19 protein-coding genes are annotated in these 22162 nt (G+C 66.9%); 14 read left to right on the top strand and 5 right to left on the bottom strand.

Features of this window, described 5'->3' with window-relative positions:
* The first annotated feature begins 5 nt into the window (after positions 1-5).
* Positions 6-1145, top strand: a complete 1140-nt coding sequence (locus ACIGJB_RS14555; protein WP_483730461.1) for an aminopeptidase — start codon at positions 6-8, stop codon at positions 1143-1145.
* A 94-nt stretch (positions 1146-1239) separates the two neighbouring features.
* Here the strand turns inward: ACIGJB_RS14555 and ACIGJB_RS14550 are convergent, their stop codons facing one another.
* The gene (locus ACIGJB_RS14550; RefSeq protein WP_483730460.1) at positions 1240-3024 is read right to left on the bottom strand and encodes an AMP-binding protein; all 1785 of its coding nucleotides are present in this window, start codon (positions 3022-3024) and stop codon (positions 1240-1242) included.
* A 223-nt stretch (positions 3025-3247) separates the two neighbouring features.
* Between ACIGJB_RS14550 and ACIGJB_RS14545 the strand changes: the two genes are divergently transcribed.
* Positions 3248-3883: a TetR/AcrR family transcriptional regulator gene (locus ACIGJB_RS14545; protein WP_483730459.1), complete on the top strand. Its 636-nt coding sequence runs from the start codon at positions 3248-3250 to the stop codon at positions 3881-3883.
* A gap of 168 nt (positions 3884-4051) precedes the next feature.
* Complete coding sequence (locus ACIGJB_RS14540; RefSeq protein WP_483730458.1) at positions 4052-5734, top strand: long-chain-fatty-acid--CoA ligase; 1683 nt, start codon at positions 4052-4054, stop codon at positions 5732-5734.
* Between the two features lie 74 nt (positions 5735-5808).
* Here the strand turns inward: ACIGJB_RS14540 and ACIGJB_RS14535 are convergent, their stop codons facing one another.
* The 4 genes from ACIGJB_RS14535 to ACIGJB_RS14520 form a co-directional block, all read right to left on the bottom strand.
* Complete coding sequence (locus ACIGJB_RS14535; RefSeq protein ID WP_483730457.1) at positions 5809-6258, bottom strand: hypothetical protein; 450 nt, start codon at positions 6256-6258, stop codon at positions 5809-5811.
* Positions 6255-6758 carry a MarR family winged helix-turn-helix transcriptional regulator gene (locus ACIGJB_RS14530; RefSeq protein ID WP_483709441.1) on the bottom strand — a complete coding sequence of 168 codons (504 nt, stop codon included), beginning with the start codon at positions 6756-6758 and terminating at the stop codon, positions 6255-6257. Before ACIGJB_RS14530 ends, ACIGJB_RS14535 begins: the two co-directional genes overlap by 4 nt.
* A 99-nt stretch (positions 6759-6857) precedes the next feature.
* Complete coding sequence (locus ACIGJB_RS14525; RefSeq protein ID WP_483730456.1) at positions 6858-7859, bottom strand: Bug family tripartite tricarboxylate transporter substrate binding protein; 1002 nt, start codon at positions 7857-7859, stop codon at positions 6858-6860.
* A 155-nt stretch (positions 7860-8014) separates the two neighbouring features.
* Positions 8015-9178: a porin gene (locus ACIGJB_RS14520; protein ID WP_483730455.1), complete on the bottom strand. Its 1164-nt coding sequence runs from the start codon at positions 9176-9178 to the stop codon at positions 8015-8017.
* 353 nt (positions 9179-9531) lie between these two features.
* Here ACIGJB_RS14520 and coq7 point away from each other — a divergent pair, with 353 nt between their 5' ends.
* The 11 genes from coq7 (at position 9532) to murG (ending at position 22141) form a co-directional block, all read left to right on the top strand.
* Positions 9532-10155, top strand: a complete 624-nt coding sequence (gene coq7 / locus ACIGJB_RS14515) for a 2-polyprenyl-3-methyl-6-methoxy-1,4-benzoquinone monooxygenase (RefSeq protein ID WP_483730454.1) — start codon at positions 9532-9534, stop codon at positions 10153-10155.
* Between the two features lie 415 nt (positions 10156-10570).
* Positions 10571-10999, top strand: a complete 429-nt coding sequence (mraZ, locus tag ACIGJB_RS14510) for a division/cell wall cluster transcriptional repressor MraZ (protein ID WP_483730453.1) — start codon at positions 10571-10573, stop codon at positions 10997-10999.
* 7 nt (positions 11000-11006) lie between these two features.
* Positions 11007-12005, top strand: coding sequence for a 16S rRNA (cytosine(1402)-N(4))-methyltransferase RsmH (rsmH, locus tag ACIGJB_RS14505; RefSeq protein WP_483730452.1), 999 nt, complete (start codon positions 11007-11009; stop codon positions 12003-12005).
* The gene (ftsL, locus tag ACIGJB_RS14500) at positions 12002-12331 is read left to right on the top strand and encodes a cell division protein FtsL (RefSeq protein ID WP_483709433.1); all 330 of its coding nucleotides are present in this window, start codon (positions 12002-12004) and stop codon (positions 12329-12331) included. Before rsmH ends, ftsL begins: the two co-directional genes overlap by 4 nt.
* Positions 12328-14130, top strand: a complete 1803-nt coding sequence (locus ACIGJB_RS14495) for a peptidoglycan D,D-transpeptidase FtsI family protein (RefSeq protein WP_483730451.1) — start codon at positions 12328-12330, stop codon at positions 14128-14130. The genes ftsL and ACIGJB_RS14495 overlap by 4 nt, the downstream gene beginning before the upstream one ends.
* Entirely contained in the window at positions 14127-15689 is a 1563-nt protein-coding gene (locus ACIGJB_RS14490) for a UDP-N-acetylmuramoyl-L-alanyl-D-glutamate--2,6-diaminopimelate ligase (RefSeq protein WP_483732338.1), read from the top strand. The genes ACIGJB_RS14495 and ACIGJB_RS14490 overlap by 4 nt, the downstream gene beginning before the upstream one ends.
* Complete coding sequence (locus ACIGJB_RS14485) at positions 15686-17086, top strand: UDP-N-acetylmuramoyl-tripeptide--D-alanyl-D-alanine ligase (protein WP_483730450.1); 1401 nt, start codon at positions 15686-15688, stop codon at positions 17084-17086. Before ACIGJB_RS14490 ends, ACIGJB_RS14485 begins: the two co-directional genes overlap by 4 nt.
* 13 nt (positions 17087-17099) lie before the next feature.
* Positions 17100-18269: a phospho-N-acetylmuramoyl-pentapeptide-transferase gene (gene mraY / locus ACIGJB_RS14480; protein ID WP_483709429.1), complete on the top strand. Its 1170-nt coding sequence runs from the start codon at positions 17100-17102 to the stop codon at positions 18267-18269.
* 58 nt (positions 18270-18327) lie between these two features.
* A complete protein-coding gene (gene murD / locus ACIGJB_RS14475; protein WP_483730449.1) occupies positions 18328-19836 on the top strand; it encodes a UDP-N-acetylmuramoyl-L-alanine--D-glutamate ligase in 1509 nt (502 codons plus the stop codon).
* Entirely contained in the window at positions 19833-21074 is a 1242-nt protein-coding gene (ftsW, locus tag ACIGJB_RS14470; protein WP_483709427.1) for a putative lipid II flippase FtsW, read from the top strand. Before murD ends, ftsW begins: the two co-directional genes overlap by 4 nt.
* Complete coding sequence (gene murG / locus ACIGJB_RS14465; protein WP_483730448.1) at positions 21071-22141, top strand: undecaprenyldiphospho-muramoylpentapeptide beta-N-acetylglucosaminyltransferase; 1071 nt, start codon at positions 21071-21073, stop codon at positions 22139-22141. Before ftsW ends, murG begins: the two co-directional genes overlap by 4 nt.
* Positions 22142-22162: the final 21 nt, after the last annotated feature.

Below are 22162 nucleotides of genomic sequence, written 5' to 3'. Positions count from 1 at the left end.
CGGTGATGGACTGGAAGCGGGGCCGCCTGCGCGCGGCGGGCATCCTGGTCGCGGCAGGGCTCGCGCTGGCGGTGGCCGGCTGCGATACGGTCGGCTACTACTACCAGTCCATCGGCGGCCACCTTGGCGTGATGGCGCAGGCGCAGTCGCTCGATGAGGCGATTGCCGGCGCGCAGGCCTCCAATGACGCGCGCCTGGTCCAGCGGTTGGCGCTGGCGCGCCGCATCCGCGACTACGCCTCGCGCGAGCTGAAGCTGCCCGACAACGGCAGCTATCGCCGCTACGCCAACCTGCACCGTCCCTACGTGGTCTGGAGCGTGTTCGCCACGCCCGAACTGTCGATGTCGCTGCACCAGTGGTGTTTCCCGATCGTCGGCTGCATCAGCTATCGCGGCTACTATGCACAGGGCGATGCCGAGCACTATGCCGCCGGCTTGCGCCGCGAAGGCCTGGAAGCCTACGTGGCCGGCATTCCGGCCTATTCCACGCTGGGGTATTTCGATGATCCGCTGCTGAATACCTTCGTCTACCTGCCCGAAGGCGAACTGGCCCGCATGATCTTCCATGAACTCGCGCACCAGGTCGTCTATGTGCGCAACGACACGGCGTTCAACGAGTCCTTCGCGACCGCGGTGGAAATCGCCGGCGTAGGGCACTGGCTGCGCGACGACGCGTCGGACGATGCGCGTGCCAGCTATCGGCTGTACGACAGCCGGCGCCGCCAGTTCCGCTCGCTGCTGCTGGACACGCGCGATCGGCTCGATGCCTTGTATCGCTCGAATGCCAGCGACGAAGCCAAGCGCCAGGGCAAGGCGGAGATCTTCGACAGCCTGCGCAGCCAGTACGCCAGGCTGCGCGTGGAGTGGGGCGGCTACAGCGGCTACGACCGCTGGTTCGACCAGCCGCTGACCAACGCGCAGCTGGCCGCCGTGGCCACGTACCAGCAATGGGTGCCGGCCTTCACGGCGCTGCTCGACAGCGTGGGCGGCGACTGGACGCGTTTCTATGCCGAGGCGGCCCGCATCGGCGACCTGCCACCGGACAAGCGCCACGAGGTCTTGCGCAAGCTGGCGCCACCGGCCGTGAACACCGGCACGCTGAATGCCGAGGAGCGTGCGCCCGGCAGCGTTCGTTCCGACCACTGAGCGGGCGTCGTGCCGGTCAGTCGCCCGTCGGTTGTAGACGGCGACGCTCGGCATGCCCAGGGCCGCGGCCGTGCGGGCGAGGTGGCATGAGAGGTCAGCGCAGCGCTTCGGCCAGCGGTATCAGGTCCTGCTTGCGCACCTTGCCGGTCGCGGTCAGCGGCAGCGCGTCGACGATGCGCAGTTGCGGCACCTTGTAGATGGCCATGTTGCCGCGGCACCAGCCGGTCAGCGCGCTTTCATCGACGGTACCGACGGCGTCGGGCTTGAGCATGATGAAGGCCACCGGTACCTGGCCCCGGTCCTCGTCGGCGCGGCCGACCACCGCCGAGCCCAGGATGGCCGGATGCTGGCCGAGCAGGGGTTCGATCTCGGCCGGGAATACGCTCATGCCGTTGACCTTGAGCATCTCCTTGCGCCGGCCAAGGTAGTGCAGGTAGCCATCGATGTCGATCACGCCGATGTCGCCGGTATGGAACCAACCGTCGCGCATGGATTCGCGCGTGGCATCGGGCTTGTTCCAGTAGCCCTTGAGCAGCGTGGGCGTGCGCACGCACAACTCGCCCTCGGCACCCGGCGGGAGCAGGTCGCCGGTGTCGAAATCGCACACCTTGAACTCCGTGCCGGGCACCGGCAGGCCGACAAACACGGGCTGCGCACGCAGGTCCATGTCGTTGTCCTGCATGCCATAGGTAAACGTGTTGCAGGTCTGGGTTTCGGTCATGCCCCACGCGGTTTCCGCGATAGTGGAACCGGTCAGCGCCTGCCAGCGGCCACGGTAGTCGAGGTTCAGCTTCTTGACGAAGGACGACACGCCGACGTGGCGCAGCGAGCGCAGGTCATAGTCGGCGACGCGCGGGTGGTCCATCACCTCGACCGCGCTGTCGACGAGCATCGACGCATTGGTAACCCGATAGTGCTGCACGGCGGCCATGAAAGTTTGCGCATCCCAGCGCGCCAGCAGCACCAGCGGGACGCCGTAGAAGACCGGGAAGATCAGGCACAGGTTCTCGCCGGCGATCCAGAACTCGGGGAAGAAGCCCAGCATGACGGCGTCGTCGGCGATGGGCAGTGCCACGGCGCCGAACGCGGCGGCCATGTCGACCATATCGCCCTGCGTGTGGATGCAGCCCTTGGGCAGGCCCGTAGTGCCGCCGGTGTAATTGAGCGCAGCCGGGGCGTCGAGGTCGGGGACCGCGTGCGGCGCCGGCGCCGTGCAGGCGGCCATCGCCGCGAGCAGGTCGATCGCGCGGTCTTCCGGTTCGGGCACGAGGCGCGCGGCCTGCGCCATGGGCGGCAGCGGCAGCGAGGGCTGGTCCGGCGCCACATCGGCGTAGCTGGTGACGAACAGCAGGCGCAGTGGATCGGCCGCGCCGAGTTCGTCGCGGGCGTCCGTCACCAGCGGCAGCAACTGGTCCAGCGCCACCAGCGCGCACGGCGTGCTGTCTCGCAGCGCGTGCAACAACTCGGCATGCTGCGACAGCGGGCTCACGGGCACGTAGATCGCACCGAGCTTCAGGATGCCGAAGAACACGATGTGAAACTGCGAGCAGTTGGGCAGCAGCACCGCGACGCGGTCGCCCGGGCCGATACCTTGCGCGGCGAGCAGCGCGGCGCAGCGGTCGCTCTGTGCGTCCAGCTCGGCATAGCTGGTGACGTGGCCATAGAAGTGGACGGCGGGCTGCTGCGGCCGCTCGCGCGCCCAGTGGCGAAGCATTTCCGAAAGCGGCATCCGGCCCAGCGGGTACTGTGGTTCACGCGGTGCGCCAGCGGGCCACGCGGCGTGCCAGAGGCGGCGCAGGTTATCCAGATACGCGGCTTCTTGCCGTGGCGCGCCTGTGGCGGGGGTGGCCGCCGGGGTTGGCGTTGCGGTCGGGTCCATCAGCGGGTGCCTCCTCGCAGGATGTGTCGGCAGCGGCGCGACGGGCGCACCTGGGCGTTTACCACTTAGTATATTGATGTGCCGAGGGGCATGAGGCTAGGCCTGCCGCGCTTGGGCGTCAACCGGACGAATCCCCGCGAGCGGCCATGACGCCCCTGACGGCAGGCGCCTACCACGGGGTTTGGGGGATGGCGCGGCCTTGGCGGCGTGCGAGAATTGAAACATGTCGATTGCACCGAAACCCGCAGCGGCGGCCGAGGACACGCCGGCCCGCCCGCATATCGCCGAGCGCCAGGAAGCCCGTCGCCGCCAGATCCTGGACGCCGCGGCGCAGCTCTTCTACACCAAGGGCTATCCCGGCATGACCATGAACGACCTGTGCCGCTCGCTTGGGGTGACCAAGCCGGCGGTCTACTACTACTTCACGGACAAGTACGAGATCTTCGACATCCTGTGCCGCGAATCGGCACAGACCTGCCTGCCAGTGATCCGCGAGACGGCCGATCCGTCGTTGCCGGTCCGCGAACGGCTGAATGCCTGCCTGCTCGAAATGGCGCGGCGCTGCGTGTCGTGCCATGTCGCCGCCACGCTGAGTTTCCGCGACAACCAGTACCTCAAGCCCGAGACGGTGGCCTGGCTCGACAGCATGGCGCGCGAGTTTTATCGGGACCTCTACACGTTGCTCGAGGAAGGCAGGCGCGAGGGCGTGTTCGCGTTCGGCGATGCGCGCGTCACGGCCCATTCGATCGGCAGCGTGATCGGCTTCATGTACACCTGGCACCAGCCGGGCCGCATGGATCCCGACGCGCTGGCCAGGGAGCTGGCCTCCAACATGATGAAACTGGTGCTGCCCGCCTGAGCACGGTTTCAGGGTTATCCCGTGGCCGGCGCTGTCGCGGTGGCGCATAATCCTCCTGAGCGCGGGCCCGGCCCCTGAGGACTTCATCTAACGTGTTGTTTTCATACGGAGCGCCGTTTAGCATTCCCGAAAAATCGAACGACCATTCAGAAATCAGGAGACGGTGTCATGGACAGGTTTTGGCTGAAACACTACCCGGCCGGCGTACCCGCCGACATCGATGCCAGCCAGTTTCCCTCGCTTGTGCAACTGCTCGAGCATTCCTTCCGCACCTATGCCAATCGCCGTGCCTTCGTCTGCATGGACAAGGCCATCACCTACGGCGAGCTGGACCGGATGTCCACGCACTTCGCCGCGTGGCTGCAGTCGCGCGGCCTGCGTCCGGGCGCGCGCGTGGCGATCATGATGCCGAACGTGCTGCAGTATCCGGTGGTGCTGGCCGCCGTGCTGCGCGCCGGGTTTGTCGTGGTCAACGTCAACCCGCTTTATACCCCGCGCGAACTGGAGCACCAGGTCAAGGACAGCGGCGCCGAGGCCATCGTCATCCTCGAGAACTTCGCCACCACGCTGCAGCAGGTGCTGGCGCGCACGCCGGTCAGGCACGTGGTGGTCGCGAGCATGGGCGACATGCTGGGCGGCCTCAAGGGCGCGATCGTCAATTTCGTGGTGCGCAACGTCAAGAAGATGGTGCCGGAGTGGGAACTGCCCAACTGCGTGCGCTTCAACGCCGTGCTGGCGGAAGGGCGCAAGCTCACGCTGCAGCCGGCCACGACCGGCCCGGACGATGTCGCGTTCCTGCAATACACGGGCGGTACCACTGGCGTTTCCAAGGGCGCGGAGCTGCTGCACCGGAACGTCGTGGCCAACGTGCTGCAGTCCGAAGCGTGGATGCAGCCGGCGCTGAACAAGGGCGCGCCGATCGAGCAGGTGGTCACGATCACCGCGCTGCCGCTGTACCACATCTTCGCGCTGACGGTCTGCTGCCTGCTGGGCATGCGCAATGGCGGCATGAGCGTGCTGATCCCGAACCCGCGCGACATCCCGGGTTTCATCAGGGAACTGCAGAAATACAAGTTCCACATGTTCCCGGCGGTGAATACGCTGTACAACGCGCTGATCAACAACCCCGAAATCGGCAAGGTCGATTTCTCGGGCCTGCGCGTGGCCAATGGCGGCGGCATGGCGGTGCAGGAAGCCGTGGCGAAGCAGTGGCTGGCCAAGACCGGCTGCCCGATCATCGAGGGCTACGGCCTGTCCGAGACCTCGCCGTCGGCGACCTGCAACCCGACCGACAGCACGGCGTTTTCCGGCACCATCGGCCTGCCGCTGCCGTCGACCGATGTCGCCATCCGCGACGATGACGGCCGCGACGTGCCGCTCGGCCAGCCGGGCGAAATCTGCATTCGCGGCCCGCAAGTGATGGCCGGCTACTGGAACCGGCCGGACGAGACCGCCAAGGTCATGACGCCCGACGGCTTCTTCAAGACCGGCGATATCGGCGTGATGGACGAACGCGGGTACACCAAGATCGTCGACCGGAAGAAGGACATGATCCTGGTGTCGGGCTTCAACGTCTATCCGAACGAGATCGAAGGCGTGGCGGCTGAATGCCCCGGCGTGCTGGAAGTCGCGGCCGTGGGCGTGCCCGACACGCATTCGGGCGAGGTGGTGAAGCTCTACGTGGTGAAGAAGGACCCGGCCCTTACCGAGGCGGACGTGATCGAGTTCTGCAAGGAACGCCTGACCGGCTACAAGCGTCCCAAGTACGTGGAATTCCGCACGGAGCTGCCGAAGACCAACGTGGGCAAGATCCTGCGCCGCGAACTGCGCGATAGTCGCCAGGCGGCCTGATCCCAGCCCAGGGCAAAAACGGAACGGCCTCCCTCATGTTGTCGAGGGAGGCCGTTCTGCTTTTCACGCGCGATTCAGCACTCGTTTGATGGCGCCAGGCGGGGTTCGCTGCCACCGTCCGGGTAGATCAGCCGCACGCAGGCGCCGGGCTCCAGTCCGGGCGCGGCCGGGGCATTGACCGAGGCGATGGTGCCGTCGAGGGTGCGCACCTTGTATTGGAACAGGTCGATCTGTTGCTGCGGCGGCGGCCTGCTGAACAGCCGCGAGAGGTCAAACGAGAAGCCGACGCCCACGCCGCCTCCGCCGCCACCGCTGCCTCCCACTGCACCGACGCCAACGCCGCCATAGTTGCCGTAGCCGGCGTTGTCGGCGACATCGATGCGGGTCAGGAAAGTTTTTTCGGTGACGCGGCCGAGCTTGATGGTGGCATTGAGCGGCGTGACCTGCGGCGCGGGCGGCGTCGTATTGCAGCCGGCCAGCACGGTCAGCGCGGCGGCCAGGACCAGTGTGCGTGGGGTCTTCATGGCGAAGTCAGGCCGGCCTTGAGCCGGCCAAGCAGGCGGAACAGGGCGCGGCGGTCGGTATCGGCCAGGCCCGCGAACAGTTGCTCGATCCAGTCTTCATGCGCGCGCGCCATGCGGGAAAACGCCTCGCGGCCGGCCGGCGTGAGGCGGATCAGGTAGGCGCGCCGGTCGGTAGGCAGGGCCTCGCGCGAGACCAGTCCTTCTTCTTGCAACTGGTCGGTGATGCCGGTGACGTTGCCCCCGGTCACCATCATGCGGCGCGACAGCTCGCCCATCTTCAGGCCTTCCGGATGGCGATCGAGCTGGGCCATCAGGTCGAAGCGGGGCAGGGTGCAGGCGAAGTCCTGGCGCAGCCGGCTGCGGATGTCGGCTTCCACCAAGTTGGTGCAGGTCAGCAGGCGCAACCACAGGCGCAGCGCTTCATGCACGGTGTCGCCGGCGCGGGTTTCCAGGTCGACCGGGGCGGCATCGGCATTGCCGGCGGTGGAGGGATTGGGCATCTCGATGGCAGGTTGTGCGACCGGGCGGCCCGCTCCGGCGGGCTGTCCAGACATTTGATGCCTCAAGTATATGCCGGTTGGACTGTTCGAACCGCTATCTCAGTCCACCTTGGCCCCGGACGCTTTCACCACCTGGGCCCACTTGGCGGTTTCGGCCTTGATCAGCGCCGCGAACTGCTCGGGCGTGTTGCCGACCGGCTCCGCGCCCTGGGCCTGCAGGCGCTCGCGCACGGCCGCTGAGCCCAGCGCCTTGGCCACCTCATGCTGCAGCCGGCTGATGATCTCGGGCGACGTGCCGGCCGGCGCCAGCAGGCCGAACCAGGAGCTGGCCTCGTAGCCCGGCAGGTTCGCGGCGGCGGCGATGGTCGGCACGTCGGGCAGGGCCGGCGATGGCTTCGCGCTGGTCACGGCCAGCGCCTTGAGCTTGCCGGCCTTGATCAGCGCCATCGAGGACGGCAGGTTGTCGAACATGACCTGCATGGTGCCGCCGGCGAGGTCCGTCAGCGCGGGGCCGCTGCCCTTGTACGGGAAGTGGACCATGTAGGTGCGCGTCTGTGTCTTGAACAATTCGCCAGCCAGGTGAATCGACGTGCCGTTGCCGCTCGACGCCATGTTCAGCTTGCCTGGATTGGCGCGCGCGTAGGCGATCAGGTCGCGCACATTGTTGATCTTGTTCTGCTGGGCGAAGGCCGGGTTGATGACCAGCACGTTGGGCACCGCGGCCACTTCGGTGATCGGCGCGAAGTCCTTGATCGGATCGAACGGCAGCTTGCTGTACAGCGACTGGTTGATGCCGTGCGTGCCGACCGTGCCCATCAGCAGCGTGTAGCCGTCGGGCGCGGACTTGGCCACGATGTCGGCACCGATATTGCCGCCGGCCCCGGGTTTGTTGTCCACCACGACGTTCCAGCCGGGCAGCTTCGCCAGCTCGGCCGCCACGGCGCGCGCCAGGATGTCGGTCGTCCCGCCCGCCGCGAAGGGCACCACGAGCCGGATCGGCTTGTTTGGATAGGGATCGGCCGCCATGGCCGCCTGGCCGACCAGTCCGGCCAGGCAGCCGGACAGCATCAGCGCCATCAGGCGCCGGCGATTGCGTTGCATGGGTGTCTCCTCTCTTGTCCGGTGGACTGGTTGGCTTGTGAGGGCATTCTAGTTACTGCCCGTGACCACGCCGATGAGGAAATGCCCTATGCGTCGCCCGCACACCCATGAAAAAAGGCACCCGAAGGTGCCTTTGCCCTGCCATGGAAGTCCGATCAGAACTTGTGGCGGATACCGATGGCGGCGCCGAACATCGAACTCTGACCATTGGCGAGCGCATAGCTTTGACCAAGGGAAAGGCTCGTGGCGTACGTAGTGGCCAGGGATTCCATCGTGAGGCCAGCGTTCCTGGCGTAGGCGGTGCTCAGGTAGACATCGGTGCGCTTGGAGAAGGCGTAATTCGCAACGAAGGCGATTTGCCACGGGTTAGCAACGTGCGTGTCGCCGAACAGGCTCTTGATGTTGTCGTAGTTATACTCGAGCGTCAGGCCGACAGACGGGGTGACCTGGTAGTTGGCGCCGATCCAGAAGAAATCGTCACGCTGGATCAGCACGTCTGCCGCGTTCTTTTGCTGGCCCCAACGGTAGCCGCCCATGATCTTGGCCGGACCCCACGAATAGCTGCCAGCGACCGAAGCCTTCTTGACGGTGCCGTTGCCGGTACCGATGGTCGGATTCCACTGGTCGTAGCCAATGGTTGCGCCGAACGGGCCTCCAAGGTAGGTGACAGCCGCACCGTAGCCGGTATCGCGCCGGAACGCGCCCGGGACTTCACCGTTGCCACCGATCGGCGTTGCCACGCCAACGGTTGCCGGCAAGGCTACGCCCGTGCCGAATGACCAGTGGGCCCCAGCGGTGAACGGGCCGAACTTGCCCGTGTACTTGATGGTGTTGTCCTCGCGGTAGTTCGGACCTTGCTGCAGTACGACCGGCTCGTACTGGGTGGCATAGGCGGTCGGCGAGAAGTTGGCCAAGGCGTCGAACATCGAGACGTACTGGCGACCGAAGGTGAACTGCCCAATTTTGTCGCTTTGCAGACCCACGAAAGACTGGCGACCAAAGAGGCGGCCGCTTTGCTGGAGGCCGCCCGTGTCGCTGCTGAAGCCGCTCTCAAGCACGAACACAGCCTTCAGGCCGCCGCCGAGGTCCTCCGTGCCGCGCAAGCCCCAGCGCGACCCGGACAGGCCGCCAGGGTCCATGCGGGTAACGGAATGCGCCGGACCACGATTGAAGCCGTTGGCTGCCGTGGGCACGACGCCAACGTTATTGACATATTCGATGTTGGCGTCCACCACGCCGTACAGCGTCACGCTCGATTGTGCTTGTGCCGCACCAGCAAAGGCACCCAATGCCGCCATCGCGATAAGCGATTTTTTCATGCTCAAGGATCTCCACTAATGATTGTTATGTGGTCAGGCGGGGAAACCTCCTCGGTCTCCATTCCCCACTGCCAAACTTCGTAAGAAGTTGCGAAGTACTGTAACAAACAACCCTAAATTCACTATCTGCGGGCAATGCACCTTGTCTTCTTTTAACAACTCAGGGTTTTTGTGTACTCGCGGGTAAATTGCGAGGCCTGGCATGGGTTGGCGGGAATTAGAGGCTTGCTACAATGCGGGTAATCCCGATGCTTGCGCCGGTGCGCGGCGGTATGTTCGCGCTCGCTGTGCGGAAATTTCGGGCCCATTTGCCTGCCTTTCTTTTAATTTCTCTGCTCTATTCGCTTTCCCGCATGGACACCTTCATCCGCGAATTCGACATGGCACTGCGCGCCATCTCCGGCGCCACACGTTCGGGCCGTTCCAATCCGGCAGACCGGCTCGCGCCGGACGACGGCCAACTCAGTGCGGACGAGCGCCGCCACGTGGCTGGCCTGATGCGCGTCAACCATGTTGGCGAGGTCTGCGCGCAGGCCCTGTACCAGGCGCAGAAGCTCACCGCGCGCAACGGTGAAGTGCGGGACCAGATGGACGCCGCCGCGCGCGAGGAAGAAGACCACCTCGCCTGGTGCGCGGAACGCCTGCGCGAACTGGACTCGCGGCCCAGCTTGCTGAACCCGCTCTGGTATGCCGGCGCCTTTGCCATCGGCTTCCTGGCCGGACGCGCCGGCGACCGCGTGAGCCTGGGCTTCGTGGCCGAGACCGAGCACCAGGTCGAGCAGCACCTGAGCGGCCACCTTGAACGCCTGCCCGACGCCGACGGCCGCTCGCGCGTCATCCTCGAACAGATGCGCGACGACGAGATCCGCCACGGCGACGCCGCCCGCGCGGCCGGCGGCCTGCCGTTGCCGGCTCCGGTGCGCGCGCTGATGCGCGGTGCGTCGCGCGTGATGACCACCGCTGCCTACCGGATCTGACCTTCGAGAAGGGCCCGTCGCCGGCCCCTTTTCGGGGCCGATGTCTGGCGAATGTTGTATCCTTCCCCACGGTCGCGGGCCGGTCTTTCCCGCACCGTCGGCAGTTCCTCCCCCGGTAGTTCTCAGGTGGTTTCTCTGCTTTGCTCCCTAAGATCTTCATTTCATTAAGGATTCGCTTCTGCGCGCGTGTCGGTGTGCGCGCTAAGTCTTTGTTCTGATTCGAGAATCCCGGTTTGTTGCCCCGCAGCGAGCCTTGACCCGCGAAATTGCTTCCTCTAAAGTGGGAAATAGTGTGAGGAAGTGTATTTTTGTGTGAAATTGAGCCCCTCCCGTGGGATGATCCACAGGGTCGGGAAATGAGCGATTCACGCAGAGTGCCGGCCAGGCAGAAGCCGGTCGGGACCGGGGGGCGAGCTTGTTTCAGGGAGCATCGGCGCTCTCGCTGGATGCCAAGGGGCGGATGTCCATTCCGTCGCGGCACCGGGAAGCGCTGCAACAGCAGGCCGAGGGCCGGGTGACGCTGACCAAGCACCCGGACGGCTGCCTGCTGCTGTTTCCCAGGCCCGAGTGGGAAGTTTTCCGGGAACGGATTGCGGCGCTGCCGATGGATGCGCACTGGTGGAAGCGCATCTTCCTGGGCAACGCTGCCGACGTGGAGATGGACGGCGCAGGCCGCGTGCTGATTGCACCGGAGCTGCGCGGTGCCGCCATGCTCGACAAGGAAGTCATGCTGCTCGGCATGGGCAGCCATTTCGAAGTCTGGGATGCCGCGACATACGCCGCCAAGGAACAGCAGGCGATGGCGCAAGGCATGCCGGAAGCATTGAAGAATTTCTCTTTCTGACAAGGTCATGAGTCCTACCGGATCGCCGGCAACCCCCGCCCTGCGCCATCGCACCGTGCTGCTGGACGAGGCCGTCGAGGCGCTGGTCTGGCGCCCGGACGGCGCCTACGTGGACGGCACCTTCGGCAGGGGAGGGCACAGCCGGGCGGTTCTGGCCCGGCTGGGGCCAGACGGGGCGCTCGTCGCATTCGACAAGGACCCAGCAGCAATCGCAGAAGCGGGCACCATCCAGGATGCCCGCTTCTCCATTGAGCACGAGAGCTTTGCAGCCATGGGCGAGCGCCTGGCCGGGCGTGGCCATGTGGCTGGCGTGCTCCTCGACCTGGGGATCAGCTCGCCCCAGATCGACGAGGCGGCGAGGGGGTTTTCCTTTCGTTTCGAGGGCCCGCTGGACATGCGCATGGACACCACGCGCGGCATCACTGCCGCCCAGTGGCTGGCGCAGGCGGAAGAGCATGACATTGCCAGGGTGATACGAGACTATGGGGAAGAACGGTTTGCTGTACAGATTGCAAAGGCGATTGTTGCTCGCCGGCGCGAACCCGGCGATGGCGGACCTCTCGCCACTACTGCCGACCTTGCCGCGCTCGTGGCGAAAGCCGTCAAAACACGCGAGAAGGGTCAGGACCCTGCGACCCGCACCTTTCAGGCTCTACGGATTCACATCAATCAAGAGCTTGAGGACCTCGAAAGAGGGCTGAAGGCCGCCTATGACCTGCTGCAGGTAGGGGGCCGCCTCGTGGTGATCAGCTTCCATTCGCTGGAGGACCGCATCGTCAAGCGGTTCATGGCGGCGCACGCCCGTCCCCAGCAGGATGCCGATCCGGCGCTGCGCCGCGCGCCGCTGCGCGCGGCCGACCTGCCGCAGCCGACGCTGCGCCTGCTGGGCCGCGTCAAGCCCGGCGCGCAAGAGGTTGCCGACAACCCGCGCGCGCGCTCGGCCGTGATGCGCGTGGCCGAGAAGCTGGCGCCGGCCGTACCGGGCCAGGGAGGCCGGCCGGCATGAACCGCCTGACCTTCTTCCTGCTCGCCGCGCTGATCTTCTGCGCGCTCTCGCTGGTGAGCGCGCAGCACCAGGCGCGCACGCTGTTTGTGGCGATGGAACGCGCACAGTCCGAGGAGAAGCAGCTCGACGTCGACTGGTCGCGGCTGCAATACCAGCAAAGCGCGCTGGGCAAGAGCGCGCGCATTGCGGAGGCCGCGCGTACCCAGCTGCACATGGCGCCGGTCATGGCGGGCAGGACCCAGTACCTCTCGGGTATCGTGCTGCCGCAGGCGGCGCCGGCACCCGCGGCGGCCGCATCGGCTCCCGCCGGGGAGGAACGTCCATGAACATGCCCCGCAACGGCGCCCCCTCGCGCAACCGCCCGAACAATTCGCGTCCGCGCACCGGCCAGTTCTCGGCCAGCCCCGTGCTGGGCCTGCGCCTGCCGATGTGGCGCTCCAAGTTCGTCGTGTTCCTGATGTTCGCTGCGTTCGTGGCGCTGGCCGTGCGCGCGCTGTGGATCCAGGGCCCGGGCAACCAGTTCTATGAAGCGGAAGGCAAGAAGCGCTTCCAGCGCACGCTCGAGCTTCCCGCCACGCGCGGCAAGATCCTGGACCGCAACGGCCTGGTGCTGGCCACCAGCCTGCCGGTCAAGGCGATCTGGGCCGTGCCCGAAGACGTGCCGAACCAGGTCGAAGCCGCCAAGATCCGCCAGCTCGCGAAGCTGCTCGACATGTCCGAGAAGGACCTCGGGCGCAAGCTGTCGGAGGACAAGAGCTTTGTCTACCTGAAGCGCCAGGTGCAGCCGGACGTGGCGGAGAAGATCGCCGCGCTCAAGATCGAAGGTATCCACCAGACCCGCGAATACAAGCGCTTCTACCCGGAAGGGGAGGCGATGGCGCACATCGTCGGCTTCACCAATGTCGAGGACCGCGGCCAGGAAGGCGTGGAGCTCGCGCGCGAAGCCGGCCTGGCCGGGCGCGCCGGCGCGCGCCAGGTGATCAAGGACCGCCTGGGCCGCGTGGTCGAGGACGTCGGCATCATCAAGACGCCGCGCGACGGCGCCGACATGCAGCTGTCGATCGACGCCAAGATCCAGTACCTGGCCTACAACGAACTGAAGGCGGTGGTCGAGCGCAGCAAGGCCAAGGCCGCCAGCGCGGTGGTGCTCGACGCCCAGACCGGCGAGGTGCTGGCGCTGGCCAACTGGCCGACCTACAACCCGAACGACCGCACCCGGCTGTCGGGCGAGCAGCTGCGCAACCGCGTGCTGACCGACACCTTCGAGCCGGGTTCGATGATGAAGCCGATCTCGATCGGCCTGGCCCTGCAGCTCAAGCGCGTGACGCCGTCGACGGTGATCATCACCACCGGCAAGTACAACTTCGAGGGCGCCACCATCAGCGACACCCACAACTACGGCGCGCTGACCGTGGGCGGCGTGATCCAGAAGTCGAGCAATATCGGCACGACCAAGATCGCGATGATGATGAAGCCCCAGGAAATGTGGGACATGTTCACCAGCGTGGGCCTGGGCCAGGCGCCGAAGATCGGCTTCCCGGGCGCCGTGGCGGGTCGCGTGCGGCCGTACAAGAGCTGGCGCCCGATCGAGCAGGCCACCATGTCCTACGGCTATGGCCTGTCAGTGTCGCTGTTCCAGATGGCGCATGCCTACACGATCTTCGCCCATGACGGCGAGATCATTCCCGTGTCGATGTTCCGCACCAACGGCCCCGTCTCCGGCGAGCGCATCCTGTCGCCGCAGGTCGCCCGCGACGTGCGCGCCATGCTCGAAACCGTGACCGCGCCGGGCGGCACCGCGCCGGAAGCGCAGGTGATGGGCTACCGCGTCGGCGGCAAGACCGGTACCGCGTACAAGCACGAAGGCCGCGGCTACAACCGCAGCAAGTACCGCGCCTCGTTCATCGGCCTGGCGCCGATGTCCAACCCGCGCGTGATCGTGGCCGTCAGCGTGGACGAGCCGACCGCCGGCAGCCACTACGGCGGCGCCGTCGCCGGCCCGGTCTTCGCCGCCATCACCGGCGGCACGCTGCGCGTCCTGAACGTCCAGCCCGATTCGCCGATCCGCCAGCTGGTGGTCAGCGACAAGGTGCAGGAAAGCGAACCGTGGAGCTCGACGCAATGACGGCCAAGCCGCTGCTCCCGCTCGAGATCGCCGCACAGGCCAGCGACGCGCTGGCCTGGCTGCGTACCAAGGTGCCGGCCAATGCGCAGCTGACCGGCGACACGCGCCGGCTGGCGCGCGGCGATGTCTTCTTCGCCTACGTGCTCGGCAATGAACGCCTGTCCACCGACGGCCGCCCGCATATCGCCCAGGCCATCGCCGCCGGCGCTGGCGCCATCGTCTATGAGGCCGATGGCTACGACTGGACCTTCGGTGACACGGTCCCGCACCTCGCGCTGGAGAACCTGCATCAGCTGGCTGGTCCGATCGCAGCCGGCTGGCACGGCAATCCTGCGCGCGGGCTCGCGGTGACCGGCATGACTGGCACCAACGGCAAGACCTCGTGCAGCCAGTGGCTGGCGCGGGTGCTGCAGGCCACTGGAACGCCGTGCGCGACCATCGGCACGCTGGGCACCGGTTTCCCGGATGCGCTGCAACCCACCGGCTTCACCACGCCCGACGCCGTGCAACTGCAGGCGAGCCTGGCCAGCCTGCACGACGCCGGCGCACGCGCGGTGGCGATGGAGGTCTCCTCGCACGGACTCGAGCAGGAGCGCGTGGCCGGCACGCATTTCTCGGTGGCGGTCCTGACCAACCTGACGCAGGATCACCTCGACTACCACGGCACCATGGCCGAGTACGAGGCCGCCAAGGCGCGCCTGTTCGGCTGGGATGGCCTGCGCACTGCGGTGATCAATCGTGATGACGGCATGGGCCGGCGCCTGCTGGCGTCCAACGGCGCAGCCGTCCGGGCGCCGCACGTGATCGAGTACGGCATCGACGGCCCGGCGGGCGCGTCGGTCAGCGGCGCGCGCGGGCAGTGGGTGCGTGCCACCGGCGTCCGCGCGACGGCGACCGGCACCGCTTTCCATATCGATGGCAGCTTCGGCAGCGCCGACGTGGCGACGCCGATGATCGGCGCGTTCAATGTCAGCAACCTGCTCGCGGTGTTGGGCGCGGCGCTGGCCAATGGCGTGGCATGGGATGCCGCGCTGACCGCATTGCGCGCACTCGCGCCCGTGGACGGCCGAATGGAGCTGTTCGGCGCCCACGGCGGCCAGGACAGCCCGCTGGCCGTGGTCGACTACGCGCACACGCCCGACGCGCTCGAAAAGACGCTCGAAGCGTTGCGCCCGGTAGCCCAGGCGCGCAATGGCCGCCTGTGGTGCGTGTTCGGCTGCGGCGGCGACCGCGATCCGATCAAGCGTCCGCTGATGGGCGCGGTGGCGGAACGCCTGGCCGACGAGATCGTGCTGACCAGCGACAACCCGCGCAGCGAGGAGCCGCAAGACATCCTCGACGCCATTGCCGACGGCATGGTCGATCGCGCGCGGGGGCGCCAGATCGAAGATCGCGCCGCCGCCATTCTTTATGCAATCAAGCACGCGGCCAGTGCCGACGTGGTGCTGGTGGCCGGCAAGGGCCATGAAGCCACGCAGGAGAGCCATGGCCGCAAGCGGCCGTTCTCGGACCGCGAGCACGTACGCCTGGCCCTCGCCGCGCGGGGGGTATCGGCATGAGCCATCCAGTGATGACCAGTTTGCAGGAAGCCGCCGGCTGGATTGCCGGCGCGCGTGTATTGGGCGATGGCGCGCAGGGCTTTGCCCGCGTGCATACCGACAGCCGCACGGTCGAGCCGGGCGACTTGTTTGTCGCCCTCAAGGGCGAGCGTTTCGACGCGCATGATTTCATTGCCGACGTGGTCGCGCGCGGCGCTGTCGCCGTGCTGGTGAGCCGCGAGGTCGATGCCGGCGTGCCGGCGATCGTCGCGCCGGACACGCGCATCGCGCTCGGCGAACTCGGCGCCGGCTGGCGCCGCCAGTTCACGCTGCCGGCGGTTGCGGTGACGGGCAGCAACGGCAAGACCACGGTCAAGGAAATGATCGCGGCCATCTTCGCCGCGGCCGTGGGCGAAGACCAGCGCCTGGCGACCGGCGGCAACCTGAACAACGACATCGGCCTGCCGCTGACGGTGCTGCGCCTGCGCGCGTCGCACCGGCTCGCCGTGCTCGAACTCGGCATGAACCATCCGGGCGAGACGGTCTACCTGGCCGGCATCGCCCAGCCGACCGTCGCCGTGGTTACGAACGCCCAGCGCGAGCACCAGGAATTCATGGTCAGCGTGGAAGCGGTGGCCCACGAGCACGCAGCGGCCATTGCCGCGCTGCCCGCCGACGGCGTGGCCGTGTTTCCGCTCGACGAGGAAGGCGGTGGCCAACACGCCGCGGTGTGGCGCAACGCTGCCGGAGCACGCCGCGTGCTGAGCTTCGGCACCACGCCGAAGGCTGACGTGCATGCCACCATGGCATTGGTCGACGGAGTACAGGTGATGCAGGTCCGTGCGCCGGGCCATGCCTTCGAAGTTCGCCTCGGACTGCTCGGCACGCACAACGTGCGCAATGCGCTAGCGGCAACGGCCTGTGCGCTGGCGGCCGGCGTGCAGGTTCCGGCGATCCAGGAAGGCCTGGCGGCGTTCAAGCCCGTCAAGGGCCGCCTGCAGGTCAAGCACACGCCGGGCGGCACCGTGATCATCGACGACACCTACAACGCCAACCCCGACTCCATGCGCGCCGCCATCGACGTGCTGGCCGGGTTTGCCGCGCCGCGCTTGCTGGTGCTGGGCGATATGGGCGAAGTGGGCGATCAGGGGCCGGCCTTCCACACGGAGATCGGCGCCTATGCGCACGCGTGCGGCATCGAGGCGCTGTGGGCGATCGGGGAACTCGCTCCGCACGCCGTGCAGGCATTCGGCGCGCAGGGCAGGCATTTCGGCCGGGCGGAGGATCTCGTCCGGGCGCTGGAGGAAGACGCAGGGGGCATGGTGGCCGGGGCTGGCGCCGTGCTGGTGAAGGGATCGCGCTTTATGCGCATGGAACGGATGGTGGATGCGCTGGTCGCAAACACTTCCGCAAACTAAGTAAGAAGACACGATGTTATTGGCTCTGGCCCAGTGGCTGCAAAACGATTACAGCTTCCTTCGGGTCGTCAACTACCTGACCTTCCGCGCGGTGATGGCAAACCTCACCGCGCTGGTGATCGGCCTGGCGGCTGGTCCGTGGGTCATTCGCAAGCTGACCGAACTGAAGGTTGGCCAGGCCGTGCGCACGATCGGCCCGCAGACCCACCTGGTCAAGTCCGGCACGCCGACCATGGGCGGCGTGCTGGTGCTCGTCTCCATCGCCATCTCGACGCTGCTGTGGTGCGACTGGGGCAACCGCTTTATCTGGGTGGTGATGCTGGTCACCTTCGGCTATGGCGCCATCGGCTGGGTCGACGACTACCGCAAGGTGGTCTATCGCGACCCGCGCGGCATGTCGAGCCGCGAGAAGTTCTTCTGGCAGACGCTGATCGGCCTGGTGGCTGCCGTCTACCTGGCCTTCTCGGTCTCGGAAAGCAGCAACGTCCGGGTCTGGGAACTGTTCCTGAACTGGGTCGAGGGCGGGCTGTCGCTGGACATGCCGTACAAGTCCAACCTGATCGTGCCCTTCTTCAAGGAAATCAGCTACCCGCTGGGCGTGGCCGGTTTCATCGTGCTGACGTACCTGGTGATCGTCGGGTCGAGCAATGCGGTCAACCTGACCGATGGCCTCGACGGCCTGGTGATCATGCCGGTCGTGCTGGTCGGCGGCGGCCTGGGCGTGTTTGCCTACGTGATGGGCAGCTCGGTCTACAGCAAGTACCTGCTGTTCCCGCATATCCCGGGCGCGGGCGAACTGCTGATCTTCTGCTCGGCACTGGCCGGCGCGGGGCTGGCCTTCCTCTGGTTCAACGCGCACCCGGCGCAGGTGTTCATGGGCGACGTCGGCGCGCTGGCGCTGGGCGGCGCGCTTGGCACGGTGGCCGTGATCGTGCGGCAGGAGATCGTGCTGTTCGTGATGGGCGGCATTTTCGTCGTGGAAACCGTGTCGGTGATGCTCCAGGTCACGTGGTTCAAGATCACCAAGCGCCGCTATGGCGAAGGCCGACGGCTCTTCCGCATGGCGCCGCTGCACCACCATTTCGAGCTGAGCGGCTGGAAGGAGACGCAGGTCACCGTGCGCTTCTGGATCATCACCATGCTGCTCGTGCTGATCGGGCTGTCGACGCTGAAGCTGCGCTGATGCGGGCGCGGATTATTTAGACAACAGGACTACTGAACTCAAAAGGCGGGAATACGAAGTGTTTGGCGAGCTGCAAAAACCTCATGTGCTGGTACTGGGCCTCGGCGAGTCGGGGCTTGCCATGGCGCGCTGGTGTGGCCTGAACGGCTGCGCGGTGCGCGTGGCCGACACGCGCGAGGCCCCAGCCAACCTTGTCTTCCTGCAAGCCGAGTTGACCTCGGCCGAGTTCGTGGGCGGCGCATTCACCGAAAGCCTGCTCGACGGCATCGGCATGGTGGCGATCAGCCCGGGCCTGTCGCCGCTCGAGGCCGACACCGGCGCACTGCTGGCTGCCGCGCGTGCGCGTGGCATCCCCGTGTGGGGCGAGATCGAACTGTTCGCGCGCGCGCTCGCGCACCTGCAGGCCGAGTCCGGCTACGCGCCGAAGGTGCTGGCGATCACCGGCACCAACGGAAAGACCACTACCACGGCGCTGACCGGCCGGCTGGTCGAGCGGGCGGGCAAGAGCGTGGCGGTTGCGGGCAATATCAGCCCGTCGGCGCTGGACAAGCTGTCGGCCTGCATCGCCTCGGTCACGCTGCCGGACGTGTGGGTGCTCGAGCTGTCGAGCTTCCAGCTCGAAACCACGCACACGCTGGTGCCGCACGCGGCGACCGTGCTCAACGTCACGCAAGACCATCTGGACTGGCATGGCTCGATGGAAGCCTATGCCGCGTCGAAGGCGCGCATCTTTGGCCCGGCCGGTACGGCCTGCGTGCAAGTGCTGAACCGCAATGACCGCCTGACCATGGACATGGCCCGTCCGGGCACGGCGCCGGTGACGTTTGGCACCGACCTGCCCGAGACGCCTGGCAGCTTTGGCGTGCTGCGCGAGGGCGGCATGCCCTGGCTGGTGCTGGCCGAAACCGATACGGAAGCGGAAGCGGAGAACAAGCCACGCCGCCGCAAGGCCGCCGCCGAGCAGGAAGCCGTGCCGGTGCGCCACAAGCGCCTGATGCCGGCCGATGCGCTGCATATCCGCGGCATGCACAACGCCACCAACGCCATGGCGGCGCTGGCGCTGTGCCGCGCCATCGACCTGCCGCTCAACGCGCTGCTGCACGGCCTGCGTGAATACCGCGGCGAGCCGCACCGCGTGGAATGGGTCGCGACCATCGATGACATCGAATATTTCGACGACAGCAAGGGCACCAACGTGGGCGCCACGGTGGCCGCGCTGTCGGGCCTGGACAAGCGCGTCGTGCTGATCGCCGGCGGCGAAGGCAAGGGCCAGGATTTCTCGCCGCTGGCCGCGCCGGTGGCGCAGTACGGGCGTGCGGTGGTGCTGATCGGCCGTGCCGCCGGTGAACTGCGCGCTGCCCTGCAGGGCAGCGGCGCGTCGCTGGTGGATGCCGCCACGCTGGAAGAAGCCGTCAACAAGGCTGCGGAGCTGGCAGAGAGCGGCGATGTCGTGCTGCTGTCGCCGGCGTGCGCCAGCCTGGACATGTTCCGCAACTACGTGCACCGCGCCGAAGTGTTCCGCGCCGCGGTGGAAGAACTGGCCCTGTCGCGGGGGATCATGCCATGAGTGACTCGCAGGTCAAGCGCAGCGGTTTTATCGGCGCCACCATCGGCAACGCCTGGGGTGGCCTGCGTGATGCGGTATCCGGCGTCAAGCCGACCCGCTCGCGCATGATGGAGTACGACCAGCCCCTGCTGTGGGTGGCGATCGTGCTGCTCGCGCTCGGCCTGGTGATGGTCTACTCGGCGTCGATCGCGCTGCCGGACTCGCCGCGCTACGCCAACTATCGCGAAAGCCACTTCCTGGTCCGGCACCTGTTCGCGCTGCTGATCGGGCTGTCGGTCGGGCTCGCGGCGTTCCAGATTCCGGTCAAGGTGTGGGACCGCTACGCGCCCAAGCTCTTCATCATCGCGCTCCTTATGCTGGTGGTGGTGCTGGTGCCGTTCGTCGGCAAGGGCGTGAACGGCGCGCGTCGCTGGATTCCGCTGGGGATCATGAATTTCCAGCCGTCGGAGCTGATGAAGCTCGCGGTGGTGCTGTATGCGGCCAACTACACGGTGCGCAAGCAGGAGTGGATGCAGACCGTGGCCAAGGGCTTCCTGCCGATGGGCGTGGCCGTAGTGGTGGTGGGCATGCTGCTGCTGCTCGAGCCCGACATGGGCGCGTTCCTGGTGATTGCCGCGGTGGCCATGGGCATCCTGTTCCTGGGTGGCATCAACGGCAAGCTGTTCGCGGGGCTGGTCGGCGTGGCGGTCGGCGCGTTCGCGCTGCTGATCACGGCGTCGCCATGGCGGCGCGAACGGATCTTTGCGTACCTGAACCCGTGGGAAGAGAGCAACGCGCTCGGCAAGGCCTACCAGCTCACGCACTCGCTGATCGCCTTCGGGCGCGGGGAGTGGACCGGCGTCGGCCTGGGCGGGAGCATCGAGAAGCTGCACTACCTGCCCGAGGCGCACACCGACTTCATCCTCGCCGTGATCGGCGAGGAATTCGGCTTCGTGGGCGTGCTGGTCGTGATCATCCTGTTCTACTGGCTGGTGCGCCGCGCGTTCGGCATTGGCCGCACCGCGCTGCAGCTCGATCGCACCTTTGCCGGGCTGGTGGCCAAGGGCATCGGCGTGTGGATCGGCTGGCAGACCTTTATCAATATGGGCGTGAACCTCGGCCTGCTGCCGACCAAGGGCCTGACGCTGCCGCTGGTCAGCTATGGCGGCTCGGGCATCCTGATGAACTGCGTGGCGCTGGCGATCCTGCTGCGTATCGATTATGAGAACCGTGTGCTGATGCGCGGAGGGAAGGTATGACGCAGCAGCGCACCCTGCTTGTGATGGCCGGCGGCACCGGGGGACACGTGTTCCCGGGGCTGGCGGTCGCGCACGCGCTGCGCGAGCAGGGCTGGAAGGTGGTCTGGCTGGGCAACCGCACGGGCATGGAAGCCACGCTGGTGCCCAAGCACGATATCCCGATGGAGTTCATCCAGTTCGGCGGCCTGCGTGGCAAGGGGCTGGTGACCAAGTTCCTGCTGCCGCTGAACCTGCTGCGCGCGTTCTGGCAAAGCCTCGGCGCGCTGCGCCGTGTGCGTCCGAGCGTGGTGCTGGGCATGGGCGGCTATATCACGTTCCCGGCGGGCATGATGGCGTCGCTGCTCGGGCGCCCGCTGGTGCTGCACGAGCAGAACTCCATCGCCGGCCTGGCCAACAAGGTGCTGGCCAAGGTGGCAGACCGCGTGCTGTGCGCGTTCCCGGACACGTTGCCCGGCAGCGAGTGGACCGGCAATCCGGTGCGCGACGAAGTCGCCCATATGGCCGGGCCAGAGGCACGCTATGACCAGCGCACCGGTCCGCTCAACGTACTGGTGGTAGGCGGAAGCCTGGGCGCCGCGGCGCTCAACGAGGTCGTGCCGAAGGCCATCGCCATGCTGCCGGAAGCGCAGCGTCCGGTGGTCACGCATCAGGCCGGTGCGAAGCAGATCGACACGCTGCGCGCGAACTATGCCGCCGCGCAGGTGTCTGCACAGACCGTGCCTTTTATCGACGACATGGCGAAGGCGTATGCCGACGCCGATCTGGTGATCTGCCGCGCGGGCGCGATGACGGTTTCGGAAGTGGCGGCCGCCGGCGTCGCGGCGCTGTTCGTGCCGTTCCCGCATGCGGTGGACGATCACCAGACGACCAACGCGGAATTCCTGGCGAAGCAGGGCGCGGCCCTGCTCGTGCAGCAAAAAGAACTGACGGCGGACGGGCTGGCGCAAACCATCGCCAGCCTGAACCGGCCGCAACTGAAAGACATGGCGCGCCTGGCGCGCGGACTGGCCAAGCCTGAGGCAACCCGGCGCGTAGCCGAGGTATGCAGTCAGATGGCCAGGGACTGAAGCCTAATACATGTAGTGACT

The organism is Cupriavidus sp. C2SS-8b (genome assembly GCF_057073745.1).
This window is presented reverse-complemented; position numbering and strand designations above follow the sequence as displayed.